Source organism: Vicinamibacteria bacterium (assembly GCA_035570235.1).
In the GTDB taxonomy this organism is placed as follows: domain Bacteria; phylum Acidobacteriota; class Vicinamibacteria; order Fen-336; family Fen-336; genus DATMML01.
Window position 1 is genome coordinate 104,770 of record DATMML010000085.1, and the last position, 22,825, is coordinate 127,594.

Annotated in this window: 16 protein-coding genes; 11 read left to right on the forward strand and 5 right to left on the reverse strand. The window is 66.0% G+C overall.

Features of this window, described 5'->3' with window-relative positions; genetic code table 11:
- Position 1: 1 nt before the first annotated feature.
- On the reverse strand, positions 2-946 hold the full coding sequence (locus tag VN461_15710; GenBank protein ID HXB56225.1) for a hypothetical protein: 945 nt from the start codon (positions 944-946) through the stop codon (positions 2-4).
- Positions 947-1,855: 909 nt separating this feature from the next.
- Here VN461_15710 and VN461_15715 point away from each other — a divergent pair.
- A complete protein-coding gene (locus tag VN461_15715; protein HXB56226.1) occupies positions 1,856-3,502 on the forward strand; it encodes an FAD-dependent oxidoreductase in 1,647 nt (548 codons plus the stop codon).
- A 373-nt stretch (positions 3,503-3,875) separates the two neighbouring features.
- Here VN461_15715 and VN461_15720 read toward each other — a convergent pair whose 3' ends face one another.
- A complete protein-coding gene (locus VN461_15720) occupies positions 3,876-5,387 on the reverse strand; it encodes a PLP-dependent aminotransferase family protein (GenBank protein HXB56227.1) in 1,512 nt (503 codons plus the stop codon).
- Between the two features lie 124 nt (positions 5,388-5,511).
- On the opposite strand from VN461_15720, the gene VN461_15725 reads away from it, so the two are divergent.
- From VN461_15725 to VN461_15735, 3 genes are read left to right on the forward strand one after another with little or no spacing between them, the layout of a single operon-like run.
- Entirely contained in the window at positions 5,512-6,537 is a 1,026-nt protein-coding gene (locus VN461_15725; GenBank protein HXB56228.1) for a hypothetical protein, read from the forward strand.
- Positions 6,534-7,505, forward strand: coding sequence for a hypothetical protein (locus VN461_15730; GenBank protein ID HXB56229.1), 972 nt, complete (start codon positions 6,534-6,536; stop codon positions 7,503-7,505). The genes VN461_15725 and VN461_15730 overlap by 4 nt, the downstream gene beginning before the upstream one ends.
- Positions 7,506-7,530: 25 nt before the next feature.
- Positions 7,531-9,627, forward strand: a complete 2,097-nt coding sequence (locus VN461_15735; protein ID HXB56230.1) for a M13 family metallopeptidase — start codon at positions 7,531-7,533, stop codon at positions 9,625-9,627.
- 919 nt (positions 9,628-10,546) lie between these two features.
- On the opposite strand, the gene VN461_15740 is transcribed toward VN461_15735, so the two are convergent.
- Complete coding sequence (locus tag VN461_15740; GenBank protein HXB56231.1) at positions 10,547-12,433, reverse strand: winged helix-turn-helix domain-containing protein; 1,887 nt, start codon at positions 12,431-12,433, stop codon at positions 10,547-10,549.
- Between the two features lie 267 nt (positions 12,434-12,700).
- Between VN461_15740 and VN461_15745 the strand changes: the two genes are divergently transcribed.
- The 6 genes from VN461_15745 to VN461_15770 all read left to right on the forward strand — a co-directional run bounded on the left by VN461_15745 (position 12,701) and on the right by VN461_15770 (position 18,186).
- Positions 12,701-13,066 carry a hypothetical protein gene (locus VN461_15745; protein HXB56232.1) on the forward strand — a complete coding sequence of 122 codons (366 nt, stop codon included), beginning with the start codon at positions 12,701-12,703 and terminating at the stop codon, positions 13,064-13,066.
- Positions 13,067-13,070: 4 nt separating this feature from the next.
- The gene (locus VN461_15750; GenBank protein HXB56233.1) at positions 13,071-14,087 is read left to right on the forward strand and encodes a methyltransferase; all 1,017 of its coding nucleotides are present in this window, start codon (positions 13,071-13,073) and stop codon (positions 14,085-14,087) included.
- Positions 14,088-14,271: 184 nt separating this feature from the next.
- Complete coding sequence (locus VN461_15755; protein ID HXB56234.1) at positions 14,272-14,982, forward strand: class I SAM-dependent methyltransferase; 711 nt, start codon at positions 14,272-14,274, stop codon at positions 14,980-14,982.
- Between the two features lie 129 nt (positions 14,983-15,111).
- Positions 15,112-15,933: a right-handed parallel beta-helix repeat-containing protein gene (locus VN461_15760; protein ID HXB56235.1), complete on the forward strand. Its 822-nt coding sequence runs from the start codon at positions 15,112-15,114 to the stop codon at positions 15,931-15,933.
- 405 nt (positions 15,934-16,338) lie between these two features.
- Positions 16,339-17,235 (forward strand): glycosyltransferase, encoded by an 897-nt coding sequence (locus tag VN461_15765; protein HXB56236.1) that lies wholly within the window; start codon positions 16,339-16,341, stop codon positions 17,233-17,235.
- Positions 17,236-17,244: 9 nt separating this feature from the next.
- A complete protein-coding gene (locus tag VN461_15770) occupies positions 17,245-18,186 on the forward strand; it encodes a glycosyltransferase (GenBank protein HXB56237.1) in 942 nt (313 codons plus the stop codon).
- Positions 18,187-18,220: 34 nt separating this feature from the next.
- Here the strand turns inward: VN461_15770 and VN461_15775 are convergent, their stop codons facing one another.
- The gene (locus VN461_15775; protein ID HXB56238.1) at positions 18,221-19,648 is read right to left on the reverse strand and encodes a DUF2079 domain-containing protein; all 1,428 of its coding nucleotides are present in this window, start codon (positions 19,646-19,648) and stop codon (positions 18,221-18,223) included.
- Positions 19,649-19,962: 314 nt separating this feature from the next.
- On the opposite strand from VN461_15775, the gene VN461_15780 reads away from it, so the two are divergent.
- Positions 19,963-20,577, forward strand: coding sequence for a GNAT family N-acetyltransferase (locus tag VN461_15780; GenBank protein ID HXB56239.1), 615 nt, complete (start codon positions 19,963-19,965; stop codon positions 20,575-20,577).
- A gap of 91 nt (positions 20,578-20,668) precedes the next feature.
- Here the strand turns inward: VN461_15780 and VN461_15785 are convergent.
- A partial coding sequence (locus tag VN461_15785; protein HXB56240.1) for a fibronectin type III domain-containing protein occupies positions 20,669-22,825 on the reverse strand: 2,157 nt, incomplete at its 5' end.

The following is a 22,825-nucleotide window of genomic DNA, read 5'->3' on the forward strand; positions in this document are numbered from 1 at the left end:
GTCAGCAGATGTGAAGCCCGCTTGGAACAGTTAGACGATCAAATGGACAAGACCAGGTAGCACCATCGTCATGCGACACGTAAAGGCATCCCGATCGATCGATCACCGCAGCCATTGAATCTCGGGTCGCGATGCAGTTGGTATCGGCGATGCCGTCGATCCACTTCGGCATGCCTCCGCCCAAAGGCTGTAGCGGACCGTTGCTGTCGATCGGGCGTCGATAAAGTGCGCCTTGGGTCGCAAAATGGTCGGTGGATGCTGCAACGAAAATGTCGTTTCTCCCAAAAGCAACGGCAGAGCAATAATGTGCGTGAAGTCCTTGCTGCTCGATGGTCCATGTCGCTCCAGCATCGCGACTAATGCAAAGACCCGCCGCCGCCGCCGCTATCACGATGTCGGGTCGGGTTGGATGTGCACATACCTGATGAACATCACTATCGATATCGATAGTGGGCCGCCAAGTTAAGCCGGCGTCGGTTGATCGCGGAACTCCGCCAACGTGGACGTTAGCCAGTAGCACTGCACCATCGCATGTCGCCGCGATTGACCGAATTCCAAGCGGCGGCCCCATCAGCTTGCCGTCGATGATCGCCGCTCCTGCATACCACCTGTCGCGGCCCGCTACGGCGTCAAAACCCGTCAAGCACTGCTGCGCGCCGTCAGGATCAACGCGCAGGATATGTGCGTCGTTGGTTCCAACAAAGACAACGTTTCCAATTGGTACGCAGCATGAAAGCTCGAATGGGCTTGTTCCTATCGCAGTCCATTCGCCATCAGGGGATCGTCGACAGAGCGAATGCCCGCCAACAATTGCGAGCACTCTTCCACGTCCATCGGCCACCAGACTGCGAACCGATTGATTGGCGAGTTCTTGATGGACCATTTCCCCAGTGACGCTGAATAGCCCGTTGTCCCACGTTGCTACCAGAATAGAGGGGGTTGGCATCAAAGCAGATCCTATTGGCGTAACGCCATGTGAACAGTTCGAAGCAATTGTGCAACGATCGATCCGCTGATTCAATGGAACCGCGAGGAGGTGCGTCAGGAGTGACTAGATTGCGCTGTCAGCGATGCAGATGCGCCGGATCGAACCCATCGATCTGCCCGAGGACTACGAGCGTATCCGCGCACAGCTAGTACGGCTGGACTAGGCGGCTCCAGCTCCTTTAGGGCCCGGGTTCGATGGCACTTTCTGATGTCGGTGGCCGCCCGGATCGTGACCAACTGGGAGGGAAAGATGGCTCATTAGGGTCGGTTTGAGCTCTGGGCCGTGCCATTCTCTCCGCCCTCTACATAGAGGATGACGGATTCACGGGTCGCTCTGCAGAGCGCTCTCGACGTGGGCGACGGCTGCGGCAACCCCGACTCCGGTCCGGCAGCCAACTCAGTTGTCCCAAGCGGCGGAACGGGCGATGCTATGGATGCCTGCTGGTGCTACACCCTCGGGGGAAAGTCTTGCAGCCCGGAGAATATGACGGGTAAGGGCAGGGCGCTCCTCGTAAGGAGCTTCGAATAGCCCGCTGGGTGGATGCGCTGGTGAACAACCGCGCTGAACAGTCGTGAAACGGAGGCCTATGGATCTCGACGGAGCCTGCGTCCACATCCGAGGGCTCGCGACCGAAACGCACGCGAAGCGGCGCGAATGCGAGGATTACGTACAGAACGCGGCGGAGTGGGTGCATCTGCGCACTAGTCAGACCTGCGGGGGCACTCGCTGCGGCGACGCGTCTCTGAACCGGCACGCGAGCCGGCATATGAGGAGCTCAGAACACGCCGCAATCTGCTCCGCGGAGCCCGGCGAGCAGTGGCTCTCCTGCCATCCCTACGACAACGCGGTCGAGTATTGAGGGACTCAGTGCGAGACAGCGGATCGGAGGCAAACCCTGACCACATCTTCCCGAAGCTCAGGCCCGACCAGATCGCCCGCATCGCCGAGTCCGCTCCTGAACGGAGCCTAGCGGATGGCGAGTATCTCTGGCGACAGGGCGACCGGAACAATCCGCTTTTCGTTGTCGTCGAGGGCGCGGTCGAGATCCTGTCGGGCACGGACCAAATCATTACGGTGCATCTACCCGGCGCGTTCACCGGCGATGTCGACCTCTTGTCAGGCCGTCCTGTCGTCGTGACCGGGCGGGCACGGGGAACGACCCGCGTCCTTCAGCTGCCTTCCGAACGGCTGCGTGCGCTCGTCCAGACGGACTCGGACCTGATGGAGATCTTCCTGCGTGCGTTCATCCTTCGCCGGCTCGCGCTGATATCGCGGGGGGAGGGGAACGTCGTCCTAATCGGCTCGCGCCATTCGGCGGGCACACTGGCGCTGCAGGAATTCCTCACGCGCAACAACCAACCGTACGCCTATCTCGACGTGGATCAGGACTCCGGTGTTCAAAAGACGCTTGACAGTTTCGGAGTGGGCGTGGGCGACATCCCCGTCTTCATCTGTCGTGGCGAACGCGTCCTGAAGAAGCCGACGATCGAAGAGGCCGGGGAGTGCCTGGGCCTGAACCGGGTCAGCGAGGAAGTGGTGCGCGACCTGGTGGTGATCGGCGCCGGCCCGGCTGGACTCGCGGCCGCAGTCTATGCGGCCTCCGAGGGACTCGACGTTCTTGTGCTGGAGGCGAACGCCCCCGGCGGGCAGGCCGGATCGAGCTCTCGGATCGAGAACTATCTGGGCTTTCCCACCGGAATCTCGGGTCAGCATCTGGCCGGGCGCGCCCTCGTGCAGGCGGAGAAGTTCGGTGCGGAGATCGTGGTGGCCCGCACGGCGGTCCGACTGGGATGCGAGCGCCGCCCGTACCGCATCGACGCCGGGGCCGGCGTCAGCGTGCACGCGCGCACCGTCATCATCGCCACCGGCGTCCAGTACCGGAAGCCGGACCTTCCGAACCTCAGGCGCTTCGAGGGACTCGGCGTCTACTACAGCGCGACTGCGATCGAGGCGAGTTATTGCCGCGGGGAGGACTTGATTGTCGTGGGCGGCGGAAACTCCGCCGGCCAGGCCGCCGTGTTCCTGTCGGGTCACGGACGGCGAGTGCACATGCTCGTGAGAGGTCCCCGGCTCGCGGAGAGCATGTCGCGCTACCTCATCCGACGGATCGAGGAGACGTCGCGGATCGCGCTCCGAACGCGCACTCAGATCGAAGCCCTCGACGGCGAGTCTAGCCTCGAGCGCGTCACCTGGCGCGAGGGAGACGGGGCGCGCACGACGGTCGATGTAGGCCACCTCTTCTTCATGACCGGAGCGGACCCGAATTCTGAATGGCTCCGCCACTGCGTGGTCCTCGACGAGAAAGGCTTCGTGAAGGCGGGTCCAGATCTCCTTCCCTCTGAGCTCCGCGCCGCCGGTTGGGCCTTGGCCCGCCCTCCGCTGCTCTTCGAGACGAGCATCCCGGGCGTCTTCGTCGTCGGAGACGTGCGGGCGAACAGCGTCAAGCGCGTGGCGGCAGCGGTGGGCGAGGGCTCGGTCTGCGTTCAGCTCGTTCACAAGGTGCTGGCCGAATAGGGACAGTGTGGCGTAAATGGGAGCCCACGCCGAGGTGTGCGCGTGTTCTACTGGGGGTCCGCGCGCACCAGCAACCGTGCCTCGAGCTCGGGCTGTTCTCGAGAGATGACCGCCCTGAGCCCGGCCACTCACCCGGCCCCTTCGGTGCCTTTAGCGCTGGGTTGAGCAGGATCCAGGCTGCCCCCAAGCAACCGGCTTGGATGTAGGGCCTCGTCGAGGTAAAGAAAAGCGGCTCCGCCACACTACCCAGCGAGCCGCTTGAAAACCCCCGCATAGCGGGCGTTGATTGCGTCGAGACATCACCTCCGGGGAGTCCAGAGAAAACTCCTGACGCCGTGGCAACCGGGGCCGAGGCCGCGGCTCCCCGCGATGCTCAGTCCGACCGGCGGAACGACTCGAGTGCCGCGCGGAGGCGCACGACGCCCCGCCGCAGCTCGGGTTCCCTCATTCCGCTGAAACCCAGGAGGATGCCGGGGCGGAGGCGGCGCTTCAGCGCGAAGCTCGACAGGGGCGTGACGTCGATTCCCTCCCCCGCAAGGGCACGGGCAACGGACAGGTCGTCCATGTCTCCGGGCAGCCACGCGATGAGGTTCATGCCGGCATCGGGCGCCTCGACCTCGAGGAGTCCCTGAAGATCGCGGCGGAGGAGGTGGACGAGCAGCGTGCGGCGCGATTCGTAGATCGCCCGCATCCTCCGTATGTGCCGCTCGAAATGCCCCTCGTTCATGAAGTCCGCCATGGTCCCCTGGGTCAGGTGGGGCGGGCAGAAGTCGAGGAGGCGGCGCGCGGCCGAGAAGGCGTCGACAAGGTGGGGCGGCACCACGAGGTAGCCGATCCGCATCGCCGGGAACATGACCTTGCTGAAGGTGCCGGTCAAGATGACGCTCCCTTGGGGATCGAGACCCTGGAGGCAGGAGAGGGGCCGCGTCGTGTACCTGAACTCGCTGTCGTAGTCGTCCTCCAGGATCCAGGCGCGGTTGGCCGCGGCCCACCGCAGGAGCTCGAGGCGCCGCCGAGCACTCATGGTCATGCCGAGGGGCAGCTGCCGGGCGGGGGTCACGAAGGCGAGCCGCGCCCGCGGCTCTAGGCGGATCCCCGCTGCGACGTCGAGGCCCTCCCCATCCACTCCCACGGAAACAATCCGGGCACCCGAGGCGACGAGGGCGCCCGTTGCCCCGAGGTAGCCTGGGTCCTCCATCCACACGGGATCTCCCGGGTCCAGAAGGACACGGCTCACGAGGTCGATCGCCTGCTGGGACCCCGCCGTCACCAGGACCTCGTCAGGGGTGCAGCGGGCTCCCCGGGCGGCCGTCAAGTAGGCGGCGATGGCGGCCCGGAGGGCGGGGAGGCCGCGGGGATCGGCGTAGCCCAGGGAGCTGGTGGAGGAGCGCCGGAGCCGGCGCGCAGTCAGGCGCTCCCAGATGTGGACCGGAAAGACGTCGAGGGCAGGCACTCCGGTTCGGAAGGGTCCAGGGCGGTCGGGGACCGCGGGGAAACGCCGGGACAGCTCCGCGATCGCGGCAGCCCGCGCGGAGGGGCCACCGGCGGGAGGGGAGGGGGAAGTCCTCTCGGGAGCCTCGGCCCGAGTCAGGGGGTCGGGGAGCAGGGAGCTCACCCGGGTCGCGCCCCGCCCAACGCTCTCGACGTAGCCTTCGGCCTGGAGTTGCTCGTAGGCGAGCACAACCGTCGCCCGGGAGACGCGCTGGTCCCGGGCGAGGCTCCGGGTGGACGGCAGGCGGCACCCCCTCGGGAGCCTCCCGCCGAGAATGGCCCGCCGCAGCTCGAGATAGATCTGTCGGTAAAGCGGGGTTCCGAGGCCCGCCTGCAGCGTGACGAGCACGAAGGCGCCCGCCCCGGCCAGGTCCCGGCCTCTCGCGACGGCCATGGCAAGGGATCTTGCCCTGGTCTGGTCCCCTTGCCAAATCTGGCACTGGACCCGGGCCAGAGCCCGCCGGTAGCATCCCAGGACTCAAAGGGGGAGCGTCCAGGATCTTGGAGCACTCTTCGCCATGAAGGGCCGGCTGTTGCCGCTCGCGATCCCTGCCTTTCTCGCTTTCGCCCCGGTAAGCGCCGTGCAGAGGGCGCCCTATGACGTGGGCCCCGTTCTAGAGCCCCGCCTCTTCGCCGAAGGCATCGTCTCGACGGAGGATGACGAAGTCGGGGGTACCTTCAGCCCCGACGGAACCGAGTTCTACTTCAGCAAAGTCATCCAGTCGACCACGTTCCCTCGGCTCGGCCTGCTGTGCGTCTCACGCTTCCGAGGGAGGCGCTGGACAGAGCCCGAAGTCCTCCCCTTTTCGGGACGCTACCTCGATCTCCTCCCCCAGCTCGCGCCCGACGGTAAGACCCTCTACTTCTCCTCGTCCCGTCCGGTACCGGGGAGCGGAAGCCGCGCGCTGCGCATCTTCCGGGTCTCGAGGATGGGCGATCGCTGGGCTGAGCCCGAGCCGCTCCCACGACCTGTGAACGCCGAGGGAAGCTGGAACTGGGGGTCGTCCGTGACGGGGAACGGGACCCTGTACTTCGCCTCGACCCGGGAGGGGGGGCAGTCGCACCTCTTCCGTTCCCGCTTTGCCGCCGGGGCGTTCGGGGAGGCCGAGAAACTCGGCCCCGAGGTCAACTCGGAGTTCAACGAGCGCGATCCCTACGTCTCCCCCGACGAAACCATCCTGATCTTCGCCTCCTCGGGGAAGAACCTCGGTGATGAGGACCGAAGGGAGACCCTCAAGGGTGGTGGCGTTCTCTACGCTCGGGCCGACCTCTACCTGAGCACGGGGGAGGGGGGCATCTGGTCGAAGGCCCGTCACCTGGAGCACGGCATCAACTCGATAGCCGACGAGGGCGCCCCGTGCCTCACCCCCGACGGGAAGTACCTCTTCTTCACGAGCGAGAGGAGCCCGTTCACCGTCCCCGAGCCCCACCCCCTTGAGGCCGGGGAGATCCACAGGATGCTCCACTCAACGCTGAACGGACACGGCAACATCTTCTTCGTCTCGAGGGCCGCCCTCGACCTGCCGGAGGGGGAGGGGAGGTGAGGAGGTTTCTGGCCGGGCCGCTCCTGCTAGCCCTCCTCTCCGCGAGTCCCCTCGCTCCTTCCGACCCTTCCCCGGGCCAGGGCGGGGGGCCCGAACTCATCGGGGAGGGCGTCATCTCCACGCCCGACGACGAGCTGGGCGGTAACCTCACGGCGGATGGGAAGACCCTCTACTTCGAGAGGTCGGCTCCGCCGCACTACCTGTACGTCCTCTACGAGTCGAGGCTCCAGGGGGGGAAGTGGACTCCCCCCGTCGTCCTCCCCTTCTCCGGCGTCTACAAAGACACCGACCCCGTGCTCGCGCCCGACGGCGAGACTCTCTTCTTCGCGTCGGACCGCCCGGTCCTTGGCGTGGACCGCCACCACTTCTACATCTGGGCGGCCAAGCGACGGACGGGCGGATGGACGGAGCCCGTTCTCCTGGACGGCCCCGTGAATGAGGGGTTCAATCAGGTCTTCTGCTCGATCGCGAGGAACGGCAACCTGTACTTTTGCTCGAGCCGGAAGACCCGCCACTACGACATCTTCCGATCCCGTCTCGAGGGGGGGCGCTACCAGCCCGCGGAGGACATGGGCCCGGACTTCAACGGACCCCAGATCGACAGCTTCGAGGCCCTCGTCTCCTCCGACGAGACCTTCCTCCTCATCGGGAGCTTCGGCCGGGAAGAGAGCTTCGGCAGCTCGGACCTCTACATCAGCTACCACCTAGGGGACCGCTGGACCCCGCCCAGGAACCTGGGCCCCCTCGTCAACACCCCGGCCCGGGACTATAGTCCCCGCATCTCGGGGGACGGCCGGTGGCTCCTCTACACGAGCGAGAGAATCGATCCCCCCCTCGTGCTGCCCATGACCTACCGGAGCTTCGTTTCCATGTCCCGCGGCCTCTTCAACGGCCTCGGCAACCTCTATAGGATCCCCCTCGAGACCGTCCTCCGGTCGACACGCCCCAGGCCGGAGGAGGGCTCGTAGGGGGCCCCCCGTCAGGAGGACGAGAATGCGCCTGCCGACGATGCTCGCCGTGGCCCTCGGGGCGTCCGCCGGGGCCTTCGCCCAGCAGGCGACCCCCGCGCGGGGGGGGCCGCCCCCGGAGCTCCCCCCCCTCTCGCGCTTCAGCCCGGACATCGCCGACCCCTCGGCGGATCCCTGCAACGACTTCTACGCCTACTCGTGCGGCCGTTGGCACGAGGCTCACCCGATACCCGCGGACCAGCCCGTCTGGGGGACTACCTCCGTACTCGACACGTGGAACCAGACACTTCTCGGCCAAGACCTCGCCCGCCTCGCGAGGGGCGAGGGGATCCGAAGCGCCGATGAGAGGAAGCTCGGGGACTTCTACGAGGCCTGCATGGACGAACCCGGGATCGAGGCGCGGGGGCTGGAGCCGCTTCAGCCCGAGTTCCACCGCGTCGCCGCGATTCGGACCCTCGCGGACCTCGCCGCGGCCCTCGCACACGTGCACCAGGTGATGCCGGGAGCCTGGACCCCCGCGGACAACCAGACGAACAGCCCCCTCCTGGGCTTCTCGGGACAGCCCGACCTCGACGACGCCTCCTCCAACATCGCCCAGTTCGACCAGGGCGGGATGTCCCTCCCGGGCCGCAGCTACTATCTCGACCAGGACGAGAAGTCAGCGACGATCCGGCAGAAGTTCTTGAACCACGTGGCGAAGATGCTGGTCCTCTCGGGAGAGCAGCCCAAGGCGGCCGACAAGGACGCGGCGACGGTCCTCGCCCTGGAGACCGAGCTTGCAAGGGCCGCCACCGACCCTGTGACCCGCCGTGATCCCCGGACCCAGAACAACAAGCTCTCCCACGCCCAACTCCTCTCCCTCGCCCCCTCCTTCGATTTCGACGCCTATTTGAAGGCCGTGGGGGCGCCTCCCGCGGCCGTTTACAACGTGACGGCCCCCGGTTTCTTCAAGGGCATCGAGACGACGCTCCGGACCCACCCCCTGGCCCACTGGCAGGCGTACCTGCGCTGGCAGCTCCTCGCGGGAACCGCCTCCGCCCTTCCGAGGGCCTTCGTGGAAGAGCGCTTCGACTTCTTCGGACGAACCCTCGCCGGTACCCGGGAGATGCAGCCCCGGTGGAAGCGCTGCGTAACTAGCGTGGACGCCAACCTCGGGGAGGCCCTGGGCCGGGCGTACGTGACCCGGGCCTTCCCCAAGGAGAGCAAGGAGCGCGTGCTCGCCCTCGTCCACGACCTGGACGCGGCCCTCTCCGAGGACATCGACTCCCTCTCCTGGATGTCCCCGGAGACGAGAAAGCAGGCCCACTCCAAGCTCTCGGCGACCCTCGAGAAGATCGGGTATCCCGACCGCGACCGGGACATCGCGACTCTCGTGGTCGGACGGGAGAGCCACTTCGGGAACCGGGCCCGGGCGACCGCTTTCGAGTTCGCGCGCTGGGTCGGGAAAATTGGCACGAAGGTTGACCGGAGCGAGTGGGGCATGACCGCCTCCACGGTGAACGCCTACGAGGACTCCCCGACCAACACCATCAACTTTCCCGCCGGAATCCTCCAGCCTCCCCTCTTCGACGCGGCACAGGACGACTCGGTCAACTACGGCGCGATCGGCGCCGTGATCGGCCACGAGATCATCCACGGGTTTGACGATCAGGGGAGGAAGTTCGACGCACAGGGCAACCTCCGGGACTGGTGGACCGCTGGGGATGCGAAGGAGTACGAGAGCCGGAACAGTTGCATCTCCGAGCAGTATAGCCAGATGGTCCCCGAGGCCGGGGTGAAACAGGACGGCCGAATGACCCTGGGCGAGGACACGGCGGACAACGGCGGTCTGAGGATCGCCTACATGGCCCTCGAGGCCTCCCTGGCTCGCAAGGGGCGCCCCCTCAAGGCGAAGGAGTCGGACGGCCTCACGCCCCAGCAGCGCTTCTTCATGTCCTACGCCTTCGGCTGGTGCTCGGTCTACCGGCCCGAGCTCGTGAGGCTCCTCGTCCTCACGGACCCCCATTCCTATCCGAAACTCCGGGTGAACAACTCGGTCGCGAACATGCCCGAGTTCGCCGAGGCGTTTGCGTGCCACAAGGGCCAGGCCGAGGTCCGCGCGAACGCGTGCCGGGTCTGGTAGGGGGACCGCCCCCGCCCCGGGGGGAGCCCGAGCCGTCCAGGACCGCAGCATCAACCACTCAAGGCGCTACTTTAGCGTTGTTACGCCCGACCCTGTCAGCGCCCGTTTACCTCAGTATGTAGTGAACTCCGATACTGAAGGCATGCGATAGGACATACGCACTCGCGACGACTGCCACTTTGAAGAGGCCACGCCACCGCTCGTAGCGCCAAAGATAATATGGCAGGAGCAGAAACCAGAGTGCGGAAGCGAAAAGCGCGATGTCGAGTGGAAAGGAGGCGCCGTAGGGACGGCACTGCTGCGTGAGCCAGTACCAGGTGAAGGTGAGCAGACCCAAGGCGCAAAGAACTTCGAATCTCTCGGAGGGCTTGAGTCCGTGGGATGAGTAGACTCCTCGCGCAGCATTGGACACGAAGAGAAACCCTACTAGGAAGAGCCAGGAGAGGCTCTTGGACACACGGGCTAGCTCCTGGGCGTCAAGAAGATCAGCGTCGCGACTCTCGATCACCGCCCGGACTCCATCTTCGCCCGACTGTGGTAATTCTAGTCTTCTAGGATGTCCAGCAGATGATCTCGGGTCTCTCCATCGGCGCACGAGCTTCCGCTTTACGGCCAGCCCAAATCTGGTAAGCCGAGCCTGGCCCACGACGTGGACATCACGACCTCGAGAGTGTGCTGCGGCTCAACCAGCACATCAAGCCAGACTAGGCCATCGACTGACTGCCGACTTGCTGTCTTCGGGCCCTTCGTGAGCGCTCAAACCGAACCACGGGTCTTCGGGGTCTACAACGGCGGCCCCCATCCAGCGGGTTCGACGCTCCTGGGTGGGCATCGGTTTCAGTGGAGTCAGTAGGGGCGAGAGAAGGCCCGGCGTCGTCCTCCAGGACTTCGCCTGGAGGCTCTGGAGCGATGCCCGGCCTCAGTTGGGCAGGCCCACCCGGCGGATGAGATCGCCGAAGCGGGGGTCGCCGCGGAGCGGGTCAAACACCGACCAATACTTGAGCGACGTCATGAAGGATGAGCGCTCAGCAAAGGCCCGCTCCAGCCACGCGAAGGTCGCGTCCCTGTCCCCGATCGCGGCATAGGCGAGAGCCACGGCGCCCGAGCTCACGGGCTTCCCGTGGGAGAGCTCGAGGGACCGGGCCACCGCGGCCCGGGCCTCCGGGCGCTTTCCCGCCCGGGCGTAGAGGTACGCCGTCTGCCTAACGTAGACTCGCTCCTCTTTGAACGGCTTCGTCTTTTCTAGCTCGGCGGCCGCCTCGCGATACATCCCCTTTTCGAGGAGCGTGTCCGAGATCCAGTTGTGGGCGGCAACGAAGCTCGGGTCGAGCTCGAGGGCCCGGTGGAGCTCGGCCAAGGCCTCGTCGTACCTGTGGACGAAGTAGAGCTCCTTCCCGAGGTCCGTTGCGACGACGGGCGAGAGGGGATCGAGCTCCCTTGCCTTCCGGATCTCGGCGATCGCCTCCGCCGCCCTCCCGACGGGCATGAGGTAGCCCTCGGCATACCAGTGGTGGGCCGTCGCGTAGTTGGGATCGAGCTCGAGAGCGCGCTTGTAGTGCCGCTCCGCATTGGCCCAGTCCCAGTTGCTGAAGAGGGCGATGAGACCGAGGGAAGTGTGGGCCTCGGCTAAGTTGCCGTCGATCTCCAGCGCCTTCTCTGCCGCGGCGCGGGCCTTTTGCACAACCTCGTCCACGGAGGTCAGGTTGAGGCCTGCCGAGAGGGCGTAGGAATCGGCGAGGCCAGCGTAAGCGGCGGCGTAGGTCGGATCCCTGACCACGGCCTTGCCGAAGAGGTCGATGGCCCTTGCCAGGCCGTCCCGATCGCGCTTGCTCGCAAAATGGCGTCCCCTGAGATAGAGCTCGTGGACCTCGGGGTCCACCGAGTGCGCCGGCGCGAGGCGCGCGCGCTGCGCGGAGGTGAGCGTTAAGCGGATCTGGCTCGCGATGTCCTCGGCGAGGGTCGCCTGGAGGGTGAGGACGTCCTTTAGGTCGCGCTCGTAAGCCTGCGCCCAGATGTGGCGGTCGGCAGGGGCGTAGACGAGCTGGGTCCGGATCCGCACGCGATCGCCCACGCGCAGAACGGTTCCCTCGAGGACGGCGTCGACGTTCAGCTCGCGAGCGATCTCAGGCATCGTTTTGCGCGTGCCCTTGTAGTGCACCGCCGAGGTGCGGGAGATCACGCGGATCCCCGGGAGCTTCGCGAGATCCGTGATGATCTCGTCGGTCATGCCGTCGACGAAGTACTCCTGCTCGGGATCGTCAGAAAGGTTCTCGAGGGGGAGCACGGCAATCGACGAGATGTGGGGGAGGGCGGCTTCGGGCGGGCGCCCCCGTCCTAGGAGGAGCACCGCGAGGACGAGGAGGAGAGCCTCCGCCCCGCGCCGGAGCGCGGGCCGCCATTTTGGGGGCCTCGGTTCAGTCGAGAGCGAGGGCCCCTCGAGCAGGGTGCGGTCCGGGCTTCCTTCCGGTGTGGGCGCCGGCGGCGCGTTCTCCTGGAGGGGATGCAGGAAGCGGTAGCCGCGGCGCCCCACGGTCTCGACGAAGGTCGGTCGATCGGCCGCGTCGCCGAGAGAATCCCGCAGCTTGCTCACGGCGGCGGCGAGACGGTGGTCGAAGTCGACGAAGGTGTCCGCAGGCCACAGCCGGCTCCGCAGCTCTTCCCGCGTGACGACCTCTCCGGGCTTTTCGAGGAGAAGGGCAAGGACGCGGAAGGGCTGCTCTTGCAGCCGGACTTTGACGCCCTTCTTGCGCAGCTCGCCCGCGCGCCGGTCCAACTCGAAATGAGCGAAATGAATGCGATTCTGCACGAGAAAGCCTGGCGGCGGCACAAGACCGACCGGACCAAAAGTCTACCATTCCTCAGGAAGAGCGGTTCTTCCATGTCCGCAACACATTGATTTATAAGACCATCGCGCAGGGGATCGGCAGAGGATCGATGGGGGAGCACGGGGGCATTGACCCCTACCTCCCCCGCGCCCCACTAATGGGAGGCATGGCGGGGAAGGGCGGGATCTTCGAAGGTTCCCTCCTGGCGGCCGAGCGGTTGACGCCTTCACTCCCGGGAGGTGGCACGGTTGACAAGCACAGTTCCCCGCGACGAGCCGGGGTTCGATGGGCTCGAGGCTAGGAGGGCAAGGACGCCCCACATCGCGTTCCTGCTCGGCGCCTTTGTCATCGGCTTCGGCGCTGCGTCGGGCATCGCCCTCGTCACATCGGTTGCGAGCCTCGGCGGGTTCGCAGGACCGTTCGCCGCCGGCTTTGTTTGGGAGCGCAGGGGGAGCCTTTGCCCCGGGCTTACCTCCGCCTTTGTCTCTCTACTCCTCTCGGGGGCCCTCGCACTCGTCAGCACCGGCAAGGGGCACTACCAACGGGACTCCCTTCTATCGTCGACGCTCCCGGACACCGGGGGGGGCCCGGGGCCTTTCCCGAGGCTGGACTAGCTGCATGTCCCCTCGCCAGGCCTCTGACCCGTCGGCGACAGCGCTCTTCCACCTCATCACTTCCCAGCGCATCACGACCGTCATCCACGTGGCAGTTCGGCTGGGAGTCCCCCAGTGCCTCGCAGGGGGAGCTCGAGCCCTGCCCGAGCTCTCCAGGGAGACCGGGGCCGATGAACGCTCGCTCGGGCGCCTTCTGCGTGCCCTGGTCACCCTCGGGCTCTGTGAACGCGTCGACGACGAGCGCTTTTCCCTCACCTCCATGGGGAGCCATCTGACCGACGGTGCGAGGCCATCCTTCGCGCACTGGGCCATTCTCGAGGCACAAATCGAGGCTCGGCTCTGGGAGCGCCTCTTGGACAGGGTTCGGACGGGTAGGAGCCCCGACGGTGCCGCCCAGTTCTTCGCGGAGATGGCACCGGGGCCCGCAAAGGCTCTCTACGAGGGCATGGTGGCGCTCACGGAACTCGTGGTCCCCGATTTGCTCGCCGCTTGGGATTTTTCAGGCATCACGAGGTTGATCGACGTGGGCGGGGGCCAGGGCCATCTCCTGAGCGCGATCCTCAGGGCCTACCCATCGATGCTCGGGACGGTCTTCGATCTGCCGCGCTGCGCGGAGGCCGCGACGAGGCACCTGGCCGAGGCGGGAGTGGGCGATCGCGGCGACTTCGTCGCGGGAAGCTTCTTCGCGCGCGTCCCGGAGGGCGCCGACGCCCTCATCCTGAAGAGTGTCCTACACGACTGGGATGACGCCGAGAGCCTGAGGATTCTCGACTCCTGCCGCAACGCCCTGCCCCCGAGCGGGAAGCTCTTGCTCGTCGAGGGGATCCTTCCCGAGGACCCCGGGGCCAACCCAGATCGCTGCTCGATCGCCTTGAGCGACCTCAACCTGCTGGCCCTGGGCGGGGGCGCGTGCGAGCGAACCGAGGAAGAGTTCCGCGAACTCTTGCGCGTGGGCGGGTTCGGGATGACTCACGTCCGATCTGCTGGACGCTACAACGTCATCGAGGCGAGGGTCGCCTGAGCGAGCCCCTGCGATGAGAGATCACTTGCGCTCGCGGCGGGATCGGCGCCCTTCACAGGGCGCGTCCTTGGGAGGAGAGACGGAGAGGTGCAAAGAGTGCGGCGCACCTCGCTCCGCGGGCCCGGCGCCCCGGTCCAGCGCTGCCGAGGCAGGCCTCGAGGGTGCGTTCGAGGCCCTGGGCGCGGTGTTCGACCTCGGAACGATTCGCCACCTGAAGGATCGAGGAATAGCCCAGGGCTGGCGATGCCTCGAGCTCGGCGGCGGCGGCTCGATTGCCACTTGGCTCTCGGCCCGGGTGGGCCCCACCGGGGGCGTCCTCGTTGCGAACGGCGACCCCGGGCGGTTCGAAGCGCTGCGCCTCCCCAATCTGGAGGTGAGGCGCCACGACCTCGCGAGGGATCCCCTCCCCGAGGCGACTTTCGACCTCGTGCACGCCCGTCTCGTCCTGCTGCGGGTCCCCGAGCGCGAGGCCGTGCTTGCCCGCCTCGTCGCGGCTCTCAAGCCCGGAGGGTGGCTCGTCGACGAGGAGTTCGAGACGAGCCTCGCGCCCGACCCGTCCCTCGCCCCCGGCGAAGCACTGCCGAAGACCTACCTGGCCATGGCGCGTGTGATGGACGGCCAGGGCGTAGATCGCAGCTTCGGAAGGCGCCTTTTCGGGCTCCTCCGTGCCCACGGGCTCGAGACCGTCGGAGCCGAAGGGCAGGCCTCGATGTGGTCGTGCCATTCGCCCGGCGCGCCTGTTCTCCGCGCCATCTTCGAGCACCTTCGGGGGGAGATCGTGAGCGGCGGTCATGTGACCAAGGAGGAGTTCGATCGCGACGTCGCTCACTTCAGCGACCACGGGTTCTTCATGCCGTCGCCCCTCCTGTGGACGGCGTGGGGGCGTCGCGCGTAGCAGGGACTGCGTCTGACTGCCGGGACGGGCATGAGCCCCTCCCAGGTCGTACTCGAAGAGGAAAGCGGCGGCGGCGTCTGCTAGAGGACGACGCCTTATTTTTGAGGATCAGCGAAAGGGAGGTGGTTCATGCGGGTTTTCAGAGAAGAGAGCCGATTGCCCATGGTGTCGATGGTTGTCGCCCTTGTATGGCTTCTCCCGCCAAGCGGTGCCCGAGCGGACGAGACCGAGTTCTGCCACCAGTTCGTCACCTCCCTACCTTTCAAGATCACGACGCCGGGACACTACTGCTTCCACCGAAACCTCAGTACCGCATTGAACTCCCCTCCCTTCGCCGCGATCACGATCGATGCCGACTTCGTCTGGCTCGACCTGAACAACTTCACGCTGGATGGCTCTCCAGCGGGGACGGGGAGCAATACGACTGGGATTCTCGCGGTGGGCAACCACAAGAACATCACTGTCCGCAACGGAATCGTCAAGGGTTTTTTCGATGGAATCAATCTCGACGGGGCAGGAAGCAACTACACGGTGGAAAACATCTGGGCGGATAGTAACTATGTCAACGGAATCGCCGTTCGAGGAACGGGTGGAAACCACGTGGTGCGCAACAACGTGGTGACGAACACGGGTGGCTCGACCGACCCGGGTGAGATCACGGGTCCTAACGCTGCCCTGGGCATCGAGGTATCGGGCCCGCTGAGCAGCACGAGCAACAACCTAGTCACCCATACTTTCAACCACTCCCCACAGGGAGAGGCAGTCGGAATCTCACTCGATGACGAAGGAGACGGTCAGATAGGTGTCAACAACCACGTCATAGACTCCGGGAACACCGGCATCGCCTGTGGGCCCAAGGTAGTCCTTCGTGACAACGTCGTTCTCAGCGCACCACAGCCCTACTCCCTCGCGCCGGGTTGCACCAAGATCGGCACAACCAACTTTCCCTGAGGCCGCGATTCCGTCGCGTGTGTGCCCCGCGCCGGGGGGGGCGTCCCGCGGAGGAAACTGCCGTCTCCGCAGTCACGCGGGCTTCGGGTTGCCAGGGCGAATATGTGATGCCAGCCCTTAGGCACCCGACCTTTTTTCGTACATTCCGTTAAGCCGGTTCCCCGGGCCCAGATGCCGGAGGGCTAGATCGGCGTGGTGACCGCAGACGCCGCAAGCCAATCCCGATAGGAGCGACGCAACCCCGTTTGCGAGGGGATTCCGGAATGTCACGGACCTCCGTCCTTTCGTCAAGTGCCGCAATCGCCTATGATCCTCGATTGAATGAGCGGGGCGCTCGACGATACCCTTTGCAGGCCCAGTCGACCCTCCAATCTCCTTGCCCCCTCCGCGGCCTTGGAAGCCGCCTTGCCCTTGGTCTCCGTTATCGTGCCTGTCTTCGAACAGACCGAGCCGCTCAAGCGTTGCCTTGCCGCCCTCGCGATCCAGGACTATCCCGGCGACTACGAGATCCTGGTCGTCGACAACGGGGAAGTGGAGTCCCTCGCTCCGGTTGTAGCCGGGGTGGCCCGAGCGCGGCTCGTGCACGAACCACAGCCCGGGTCCTACTCGGCGCGGAACCGGGGCGTGCTCGAGGCCCGGGCTGAAATCCTGGCGTTCACCGACGCCGACTGTGTTCCCGCCCGGGACTGGCTCGCGGCCGGGGTGCGAGCGCTTCTCGCGGAGCCAGAGTGTGGGCTCGTCGCCGGGCGAATCGATCTCGCGATCGCGGACGCATGGCAGCCGACAGCGGCCGAGCTCTACGAAAGCGTGGCTGCTTTTCGCCAGCGTGAGTACGTGGAGCGCTGGCATTTCGGGGCTACGGCCAACCTCTTTACGCGGCGAGCGGTTTTCAACCGAGTGGGGCTGTTCGACGAGAGGCTGCGTTCGCTCGGGGACCGGGAGTGGGGGTACCGGGTAAGCCAAGCCGGCTTCTTCCTCCGCTATGCGGAAGGAGCGCGTACCTGCCACTCCGCGCGCCGCTCGGTCGCAGAGCTGCTCCGGCGCACTCAGCGACTGGCGGGTGGCTACTTCGAGCTGGCGCGCACGGGGGGGCTGACAGCCAAGACCCTTGTCCTGGATGCGCCTATGGGTCTGGCCATGCGGGGTACCCTCGCGGGGCTCGCTAAGGACGCTGGCGCCCGGCGACGCCCGCGGGGTGCGGGCGAGCACACGCGAGTAGCGCTAGTAACGGTGGCCGTGGTCCTCATCCGCGCGCTCGAGTTGACCCGGCTCGCGCTGGGGGGCGAGCCCCGTCGTCGCTGAGGGAGAATCATGGGACCCGACCTCACCGTCGTCTTGGAAACGACGACGGGCGACTTCACCGGCGCCTGCGACTCCCGGCGCAACCTGACGGAGTGGATGGGCGAGGCCGCCTCCCTAGCCGCCCACAGGGCCGAGATAGTACTGGCCTCTCCCGCCCCCCTCCAAGGCCTTCCGGAACGGCCGAGCAGTTTGCCCCTCCGCCAGCTGATCGTGCCCGGCGCCGGGTATTACGCCCTAAAGAATGCGGCCGCCAACGAGGCGCAAGGCGCCCTGGTTTTCTTTAGCGATCTTGACTGCCGGCCCACGGTTGGTTGCTTGCGAGTCCTCATGGAGGCCTTCGCGGACCGCGAGGTGGGCGGCGTGGCCGGCCGGTCATACTACGATGGCCAGGGGCTCGTGACCCGCATCGGCTCGGCCCACTCCTGGGGGGACCTCCACCGGGGGCAGGCCGCCTTCGAGCGGGCGGCGGCGGTGGCCCATAACGTGGCCATTCGGCGCGAGCTGTACGCTCGTGACCCTTTTGGTCCGTTTGCCGGCCGGATCGGGGGCGATCGCTACTTGACAGAGGCCCTCCGCTCCTCGGGCCGGCGCTTCGTCCTCGAGGAACGACTCATCCTGTTCCATGAGGATCCGACCTGGCGACTGCGCGGGTTGGTTGAGCGACACCTGCGAGACACGTTCGTGCCGCTGCACTACGGAACCAACCAACAGCGCTTTTCGGCACCGTTGACCCTGGCCTGCGCTCTCGGCCTGCGGCTCGGCCTCCGCCTGAAGCGCGTGGCCCTCGCCGGCAAACGGCTTGGGATCGGGGTTCGCCACCTACCGGTCGTCATCGCGGTCGAGGGCATCTATTGGGCGCTGGACCTGCTCCTAACCCTCGCGGTGCTGGCGGTTCCCTCCTGGCGTCGCCGCTGGCTGGCCTTCCTGCTGCCCAACGCCGTCGTGGCTTGACCCTGCCTCCAGAGTCGGCTGCGGCCCGGTCCGATCAGCTCGTCCGCCGGTAAAGGAAGTAGCCGTCCTTGCTGTAGACCAGCAGGTACTGACGGTTTGTCAGCATCCAGTCATGGATCTCTTCCATCCGCCGTGGCCCCAGCAATGGGTATCGGCTCTTAAGATCGTAGAGCACATAGTCTGGCTGCAGCTTCCCGCTCTCGAAGTCCTTGCCATCTCTGAAGAACAGGTACGTTTCGTGAGCCGGTGCCACGTAGGTGCCGAGCGTGAAGTGGGTGATGACGCTTCGCCCTCCGGGGATGCGGTTTGTGAGAATGTCCCAGCCCACGCGGTGGTGCTCGTGGTAGCCCTTTCCAAATCGCCCTTCGTCTGCGAGCACGCTCTGCAAGCTGGGGCTGCGCTCTAGGCCGTCGGGCAGGGCCACGTTTCGAACCACGCCGGTCAGGAGGAGGAGGCCGGCCGCGAGGGGCAGGGACCAGCGGTCGACAAAGGTCATGGCCACGGGACGGCCGGCCACCAGCTTCAAAAGGACGGACCGCAGGTTCAGGAGTGCCTTCGGCAGCACGGGAGCGAAGAGGATGAGGGAAGGGATCGAGTAGTAGAAGGCCAAGGAGTTGCGGGCCGGGCTCGTTGAGTTGAGCCAGAGGTAGAAGACGGGGAGAGCGGAGAGCGATCTTAGGGGAGCGAATAGGGGCAAGAAGAGGAGTGAGGAGAGGAAGGCGAGACCAGGGCCGCTGACGAGCTTGACCCCGGTGCTCAAGGGATGAGTTACAAGATAGCGGAGCACCTCCCACTTCGTAGCCCCTTGGGTGTAAAGGAGGGCGAAGGCGTCCTCGCGCTGCGGATAGAGATGCGGGAAGAGCCAGCCAGTGGCAAACACGGCGTAGCCGGCGGTAATTCCCAAGAGGAGGGCCAGCCGCTTACGGCTCATTCTCCGCGCCCGGCTCAGGATCAAAATGGACGCGTAGAGCCAAACATCTTCCTTGATGGTTAGCGCGAGGACAAGGCACGCCACCGCCTCCGGCAGCCTCTCCCTCGACATGAAGAGGTAGAAGAAGAGGAGGGCGGGAACCATAAAGATGTCGTAGTGGGTATAGAGATTCGCGGCCACCGCGTAGGGGTTGGCGAGGAAGGCGAAAAAGAGGAGCGCGGCCGTGGAATCGGAGGCGGTGCAGTCGCGGGTGATCAGGAACAGGGCATAGGCGCCCAGGACGAGGGCCGTCACGTGGAGGGCCAGGAAGAAGAGCAAGCTGTTGAATGGCTGCACCAGCGCGGCCAGCAGGTAGAGAAAGGGAGCGAAATGGACCTTTGCCTGCAGCCCATTCGTGAAGACGTTTTGGAGCTTGACGTATATGGAGCCGTGGTCGTGCCACTCGAGTTGGAGGGTGGCGTAGGCGAGGTACAGAGGCACCCCGGCTATGGCAAAGCCAGCCAGGAGCATCAATGGGATCTTCCCTCTCATGGGGCTGCCCATCGTACACGCCAGACCGCCCGTCTACCCTGAAGGACAAAAAAGACGGGACCGCAGAGCTACAAGCGAACGGAGCCGGCCCAATACCGGACATGCAGGGCCCTGGATGTGGATTCGGCGAAGATTGCAATAGCGGGGGGGGGGAGCCAGAAGGTGATACGCGATTCCGGGCAAGATCCCGACCTCTCGAAGCGCGGTATGTCGAGCAGGATCACAGGAGGGGCAACGTCGTCGTTACCGTCAGCCACGAGCGCGAGAGCGTTGGTGAAAGAACTGTCCGTGTCTGAACGCGAGCATGAGACGTGGTGAGACCTGATCCCGCTTGTGCAAGTGCGGTCGCTGCGCTCGAGGAGGACCCGTTCTACCGCTCGATCTGTGCCGGGTATGTGCAGGACGCCCGTCGCCGCCGCGCGGTCTTGGCGCAGTACTTCGCCTACTCGATCCAAGAGGGCAAAGACCTCGGGCGCTGTGTTCATCTCGCCGACCAAGGGCGTGGCGTTGCCGTATGGCTGCTGCCGCAGACTCCAGACGTTCGATCGCGTGCGGCGGAGAGGAAGCGCGAGTTCTTGGAGACGACCCTCGGCGCGCAGGGCTGCGCCAACTACTATCGCATCGTCGCCTTCATGAGCGCCAAGGCCGCGAGGGTCGTGGGAGATGATGCGTGGTATCTCTCGATCGTCGCTGTCGATCCTGCCGCTCAAGGGCAGGGGCTCGGCCGGAACCTGTTGGAACCGACCATTGCCGAGGCCGATCGCGTCTCTGTCACCTGCTACCTAGAGACGTTCAGTCCCCGAAACCCCTCCTTCTACGAGCGCCTGGGCTTTGCGACGGCGGCGCGATTTGGGGAACCGACCACGGGCGCGGACTACGCGGTGATGGTCCGCCAACCCCGCGCGCCAGGGGGACCCCGCGGGCGTTAGGCGGACGGGCGCCGGGCCGGCCGGAAGCGGACGTCAACCTGATGTCTCTGGACCCTGCGTCGGCCGGAGCCCTCCCTCGCCATCGTGCGGATCACTTCCCCCTCATGGCCACCACCTGCATGACCCACGGGCCGCCACCCCCCAAAGGCGCTGTGGCAGAGTAGCTGCCGATCGTGGAAACGACTCGATCTTCGGCGAGGTCCCCGTCGGGCGTCGTGACTACGCGGCTCTTCCATCCGGTACCAGCGCCCGCCGTCCAAGTCGCCACGGTGTTGGCAGCGAAAAGCAAATCCGGCGCATGGGTGGTGACGACGGCGGGTGTGCTGCTCGTCGTAGCCGTGCCCGTGGCCGCGGCGGTGACGTCCACCGGGCTGACGGTGTCCAGCCCGCTGTACTCGAGGACGCGGATGTCAGGGTAGTTGGCGGCGAGGGTAAAGGCCACAGTGACGGCGTTGGCGCCGGCCGCCGCCCCGGCGATGTTTCGCGCGTAGTAGATCGATTGCGTGAGGGTGCCGGCGAAGGCCGTGGGGCCCACCGCCAACTGATATGGATTTCCCTTGGTGTCCGTCACCGAGGCCACCTGCGCTTTCGTGTCGTTCCAGCCCACGACCACCAAGTTCAGGTTCCCGGCGGATTGCGCCGCGCTGAAGGCCACACGCACGGCACTCACCGGCGCCTGCGGAGTCGCGTAGTTCTTCTGCACGAAAGCGATAGCACGGGACGTCGTCGCCGCGCTGGCGGTAGTGGAATACGACGAATCGCCGGCTGCGTTGGTTGCGCGGGCGCGATAGAAGTAAGTGGTGGAGGCACTTAGGCCGATATCGGAGTAGCTAACGGCGGTGGCGCCGGCGACGGTGATCTGGGTGAAGGTGGCGTTGTCGATCGAGCGCTCGACCTTGACGCCGGTCTGGGTAGTCGAGGTATTCGCCCAGGAGAGGTTGATCTGGCCGCTGCCGGCGGCCGCCGCTACGAGGTTGGTTGGAGCAGTTGGTGGCGGCAGGGGCGCCAGTGTGGCGACGCTAGCGGCGGCGGAATACGGCGAATCGCCAGACACGTTCGTGGCGCGCACGCGATAAGAATACGTGGTCGATGAGTTGAGGCCGGTATCGGAGTAGCTGACGGCGGTGGCGCCGGCGATGGTGATCTGGGTAAAGGTGACGTTGTCGACGGAACGCTCGACCTTGACGCCCGTCTGGGAGGTCCCGGTGTTGGTCCAGGACAGGTTGATCTGACCGGTGCTGGCCGCCGTGGCGGTGAGGTTGGTTGGCGCCGTGGGCGGCGGCGGCAGGACGGCCCAGTTGGCGGAGACCACAACGTTAGCGAGAGTGGCTCCGGTGGTCGAAAGGGAGGTGTCCACGAGCAGGGGGTAGCTCGCAGCCGTGCTCGTGTAGAGAAGCACCCCGTTCCGCCGGTAGGTCACAACTCCCGACTCGACCGCCACCCGCACCACGTCGCCGGTGGCGTAGGTCCCGAAGGATCCCCGGCTGACCCCCATCTCGTAGACCTGGAGCGCGCCGCTCGAGGCCAGGTATGCGGCAAACCCAATGGAGGTGTAGTTCTGGTCGACGTCTCTGGTGCTGAGCCCCAGCATTCGGTCGCTGCTGGTCTCGCTCACCGTGAGTTCCACGTACCCGTCCCCAGACAGGAGGGCCGTGGTAGAGGACGCTCCTGCATTCCATCCCGCCGTGGCGGTCTTGGTCAGGCTGTTGCCAGCGACGCTCACCCCCACCGCGTTCGTCCACACGACTTTCTGGGCGGGTGGCCCCACAATCGTTCCCGTACCCTGTGCCTTGGCGATGGTCGCCCCGGCGGGAGCGCTCAGGTTGACGACGAACGTCTCGTTGGCCTCGGGGGTGGGGTCCCCGCTGATCTGGACGGCGATTGTCTGCGCCGTGGTTCCAGGAGAGAAGGAGAGGTTTCCCGCCGTAGCCACATAGTCGGTCCCGGCGGTGGCGGTGCCATAGACCACGGTGACGGTCTGAGCGCTCGCTGCGGAAAGAGTGACGGTGAAGACGGCGTTGGTCGTGCCGGAAGCCGCTTGATTCACCGAGACGTCGTTGATGGAGAGCGTGGGCGGGGGGGCGTTGGAGACGGTGACCGTGACGGACGAGGAGGTTGCGGTGTTGTTCGCGGTATCCCGGGCCACCGCGGTCAGGGTGTGGGCGCCGTTGGCCACTCCGGCCGTGGCCCAGAGGATGGAGTAGGGCGAAGTCGTGACCTCCGCTCCCAGGTTCGCGCCATCCAGCTT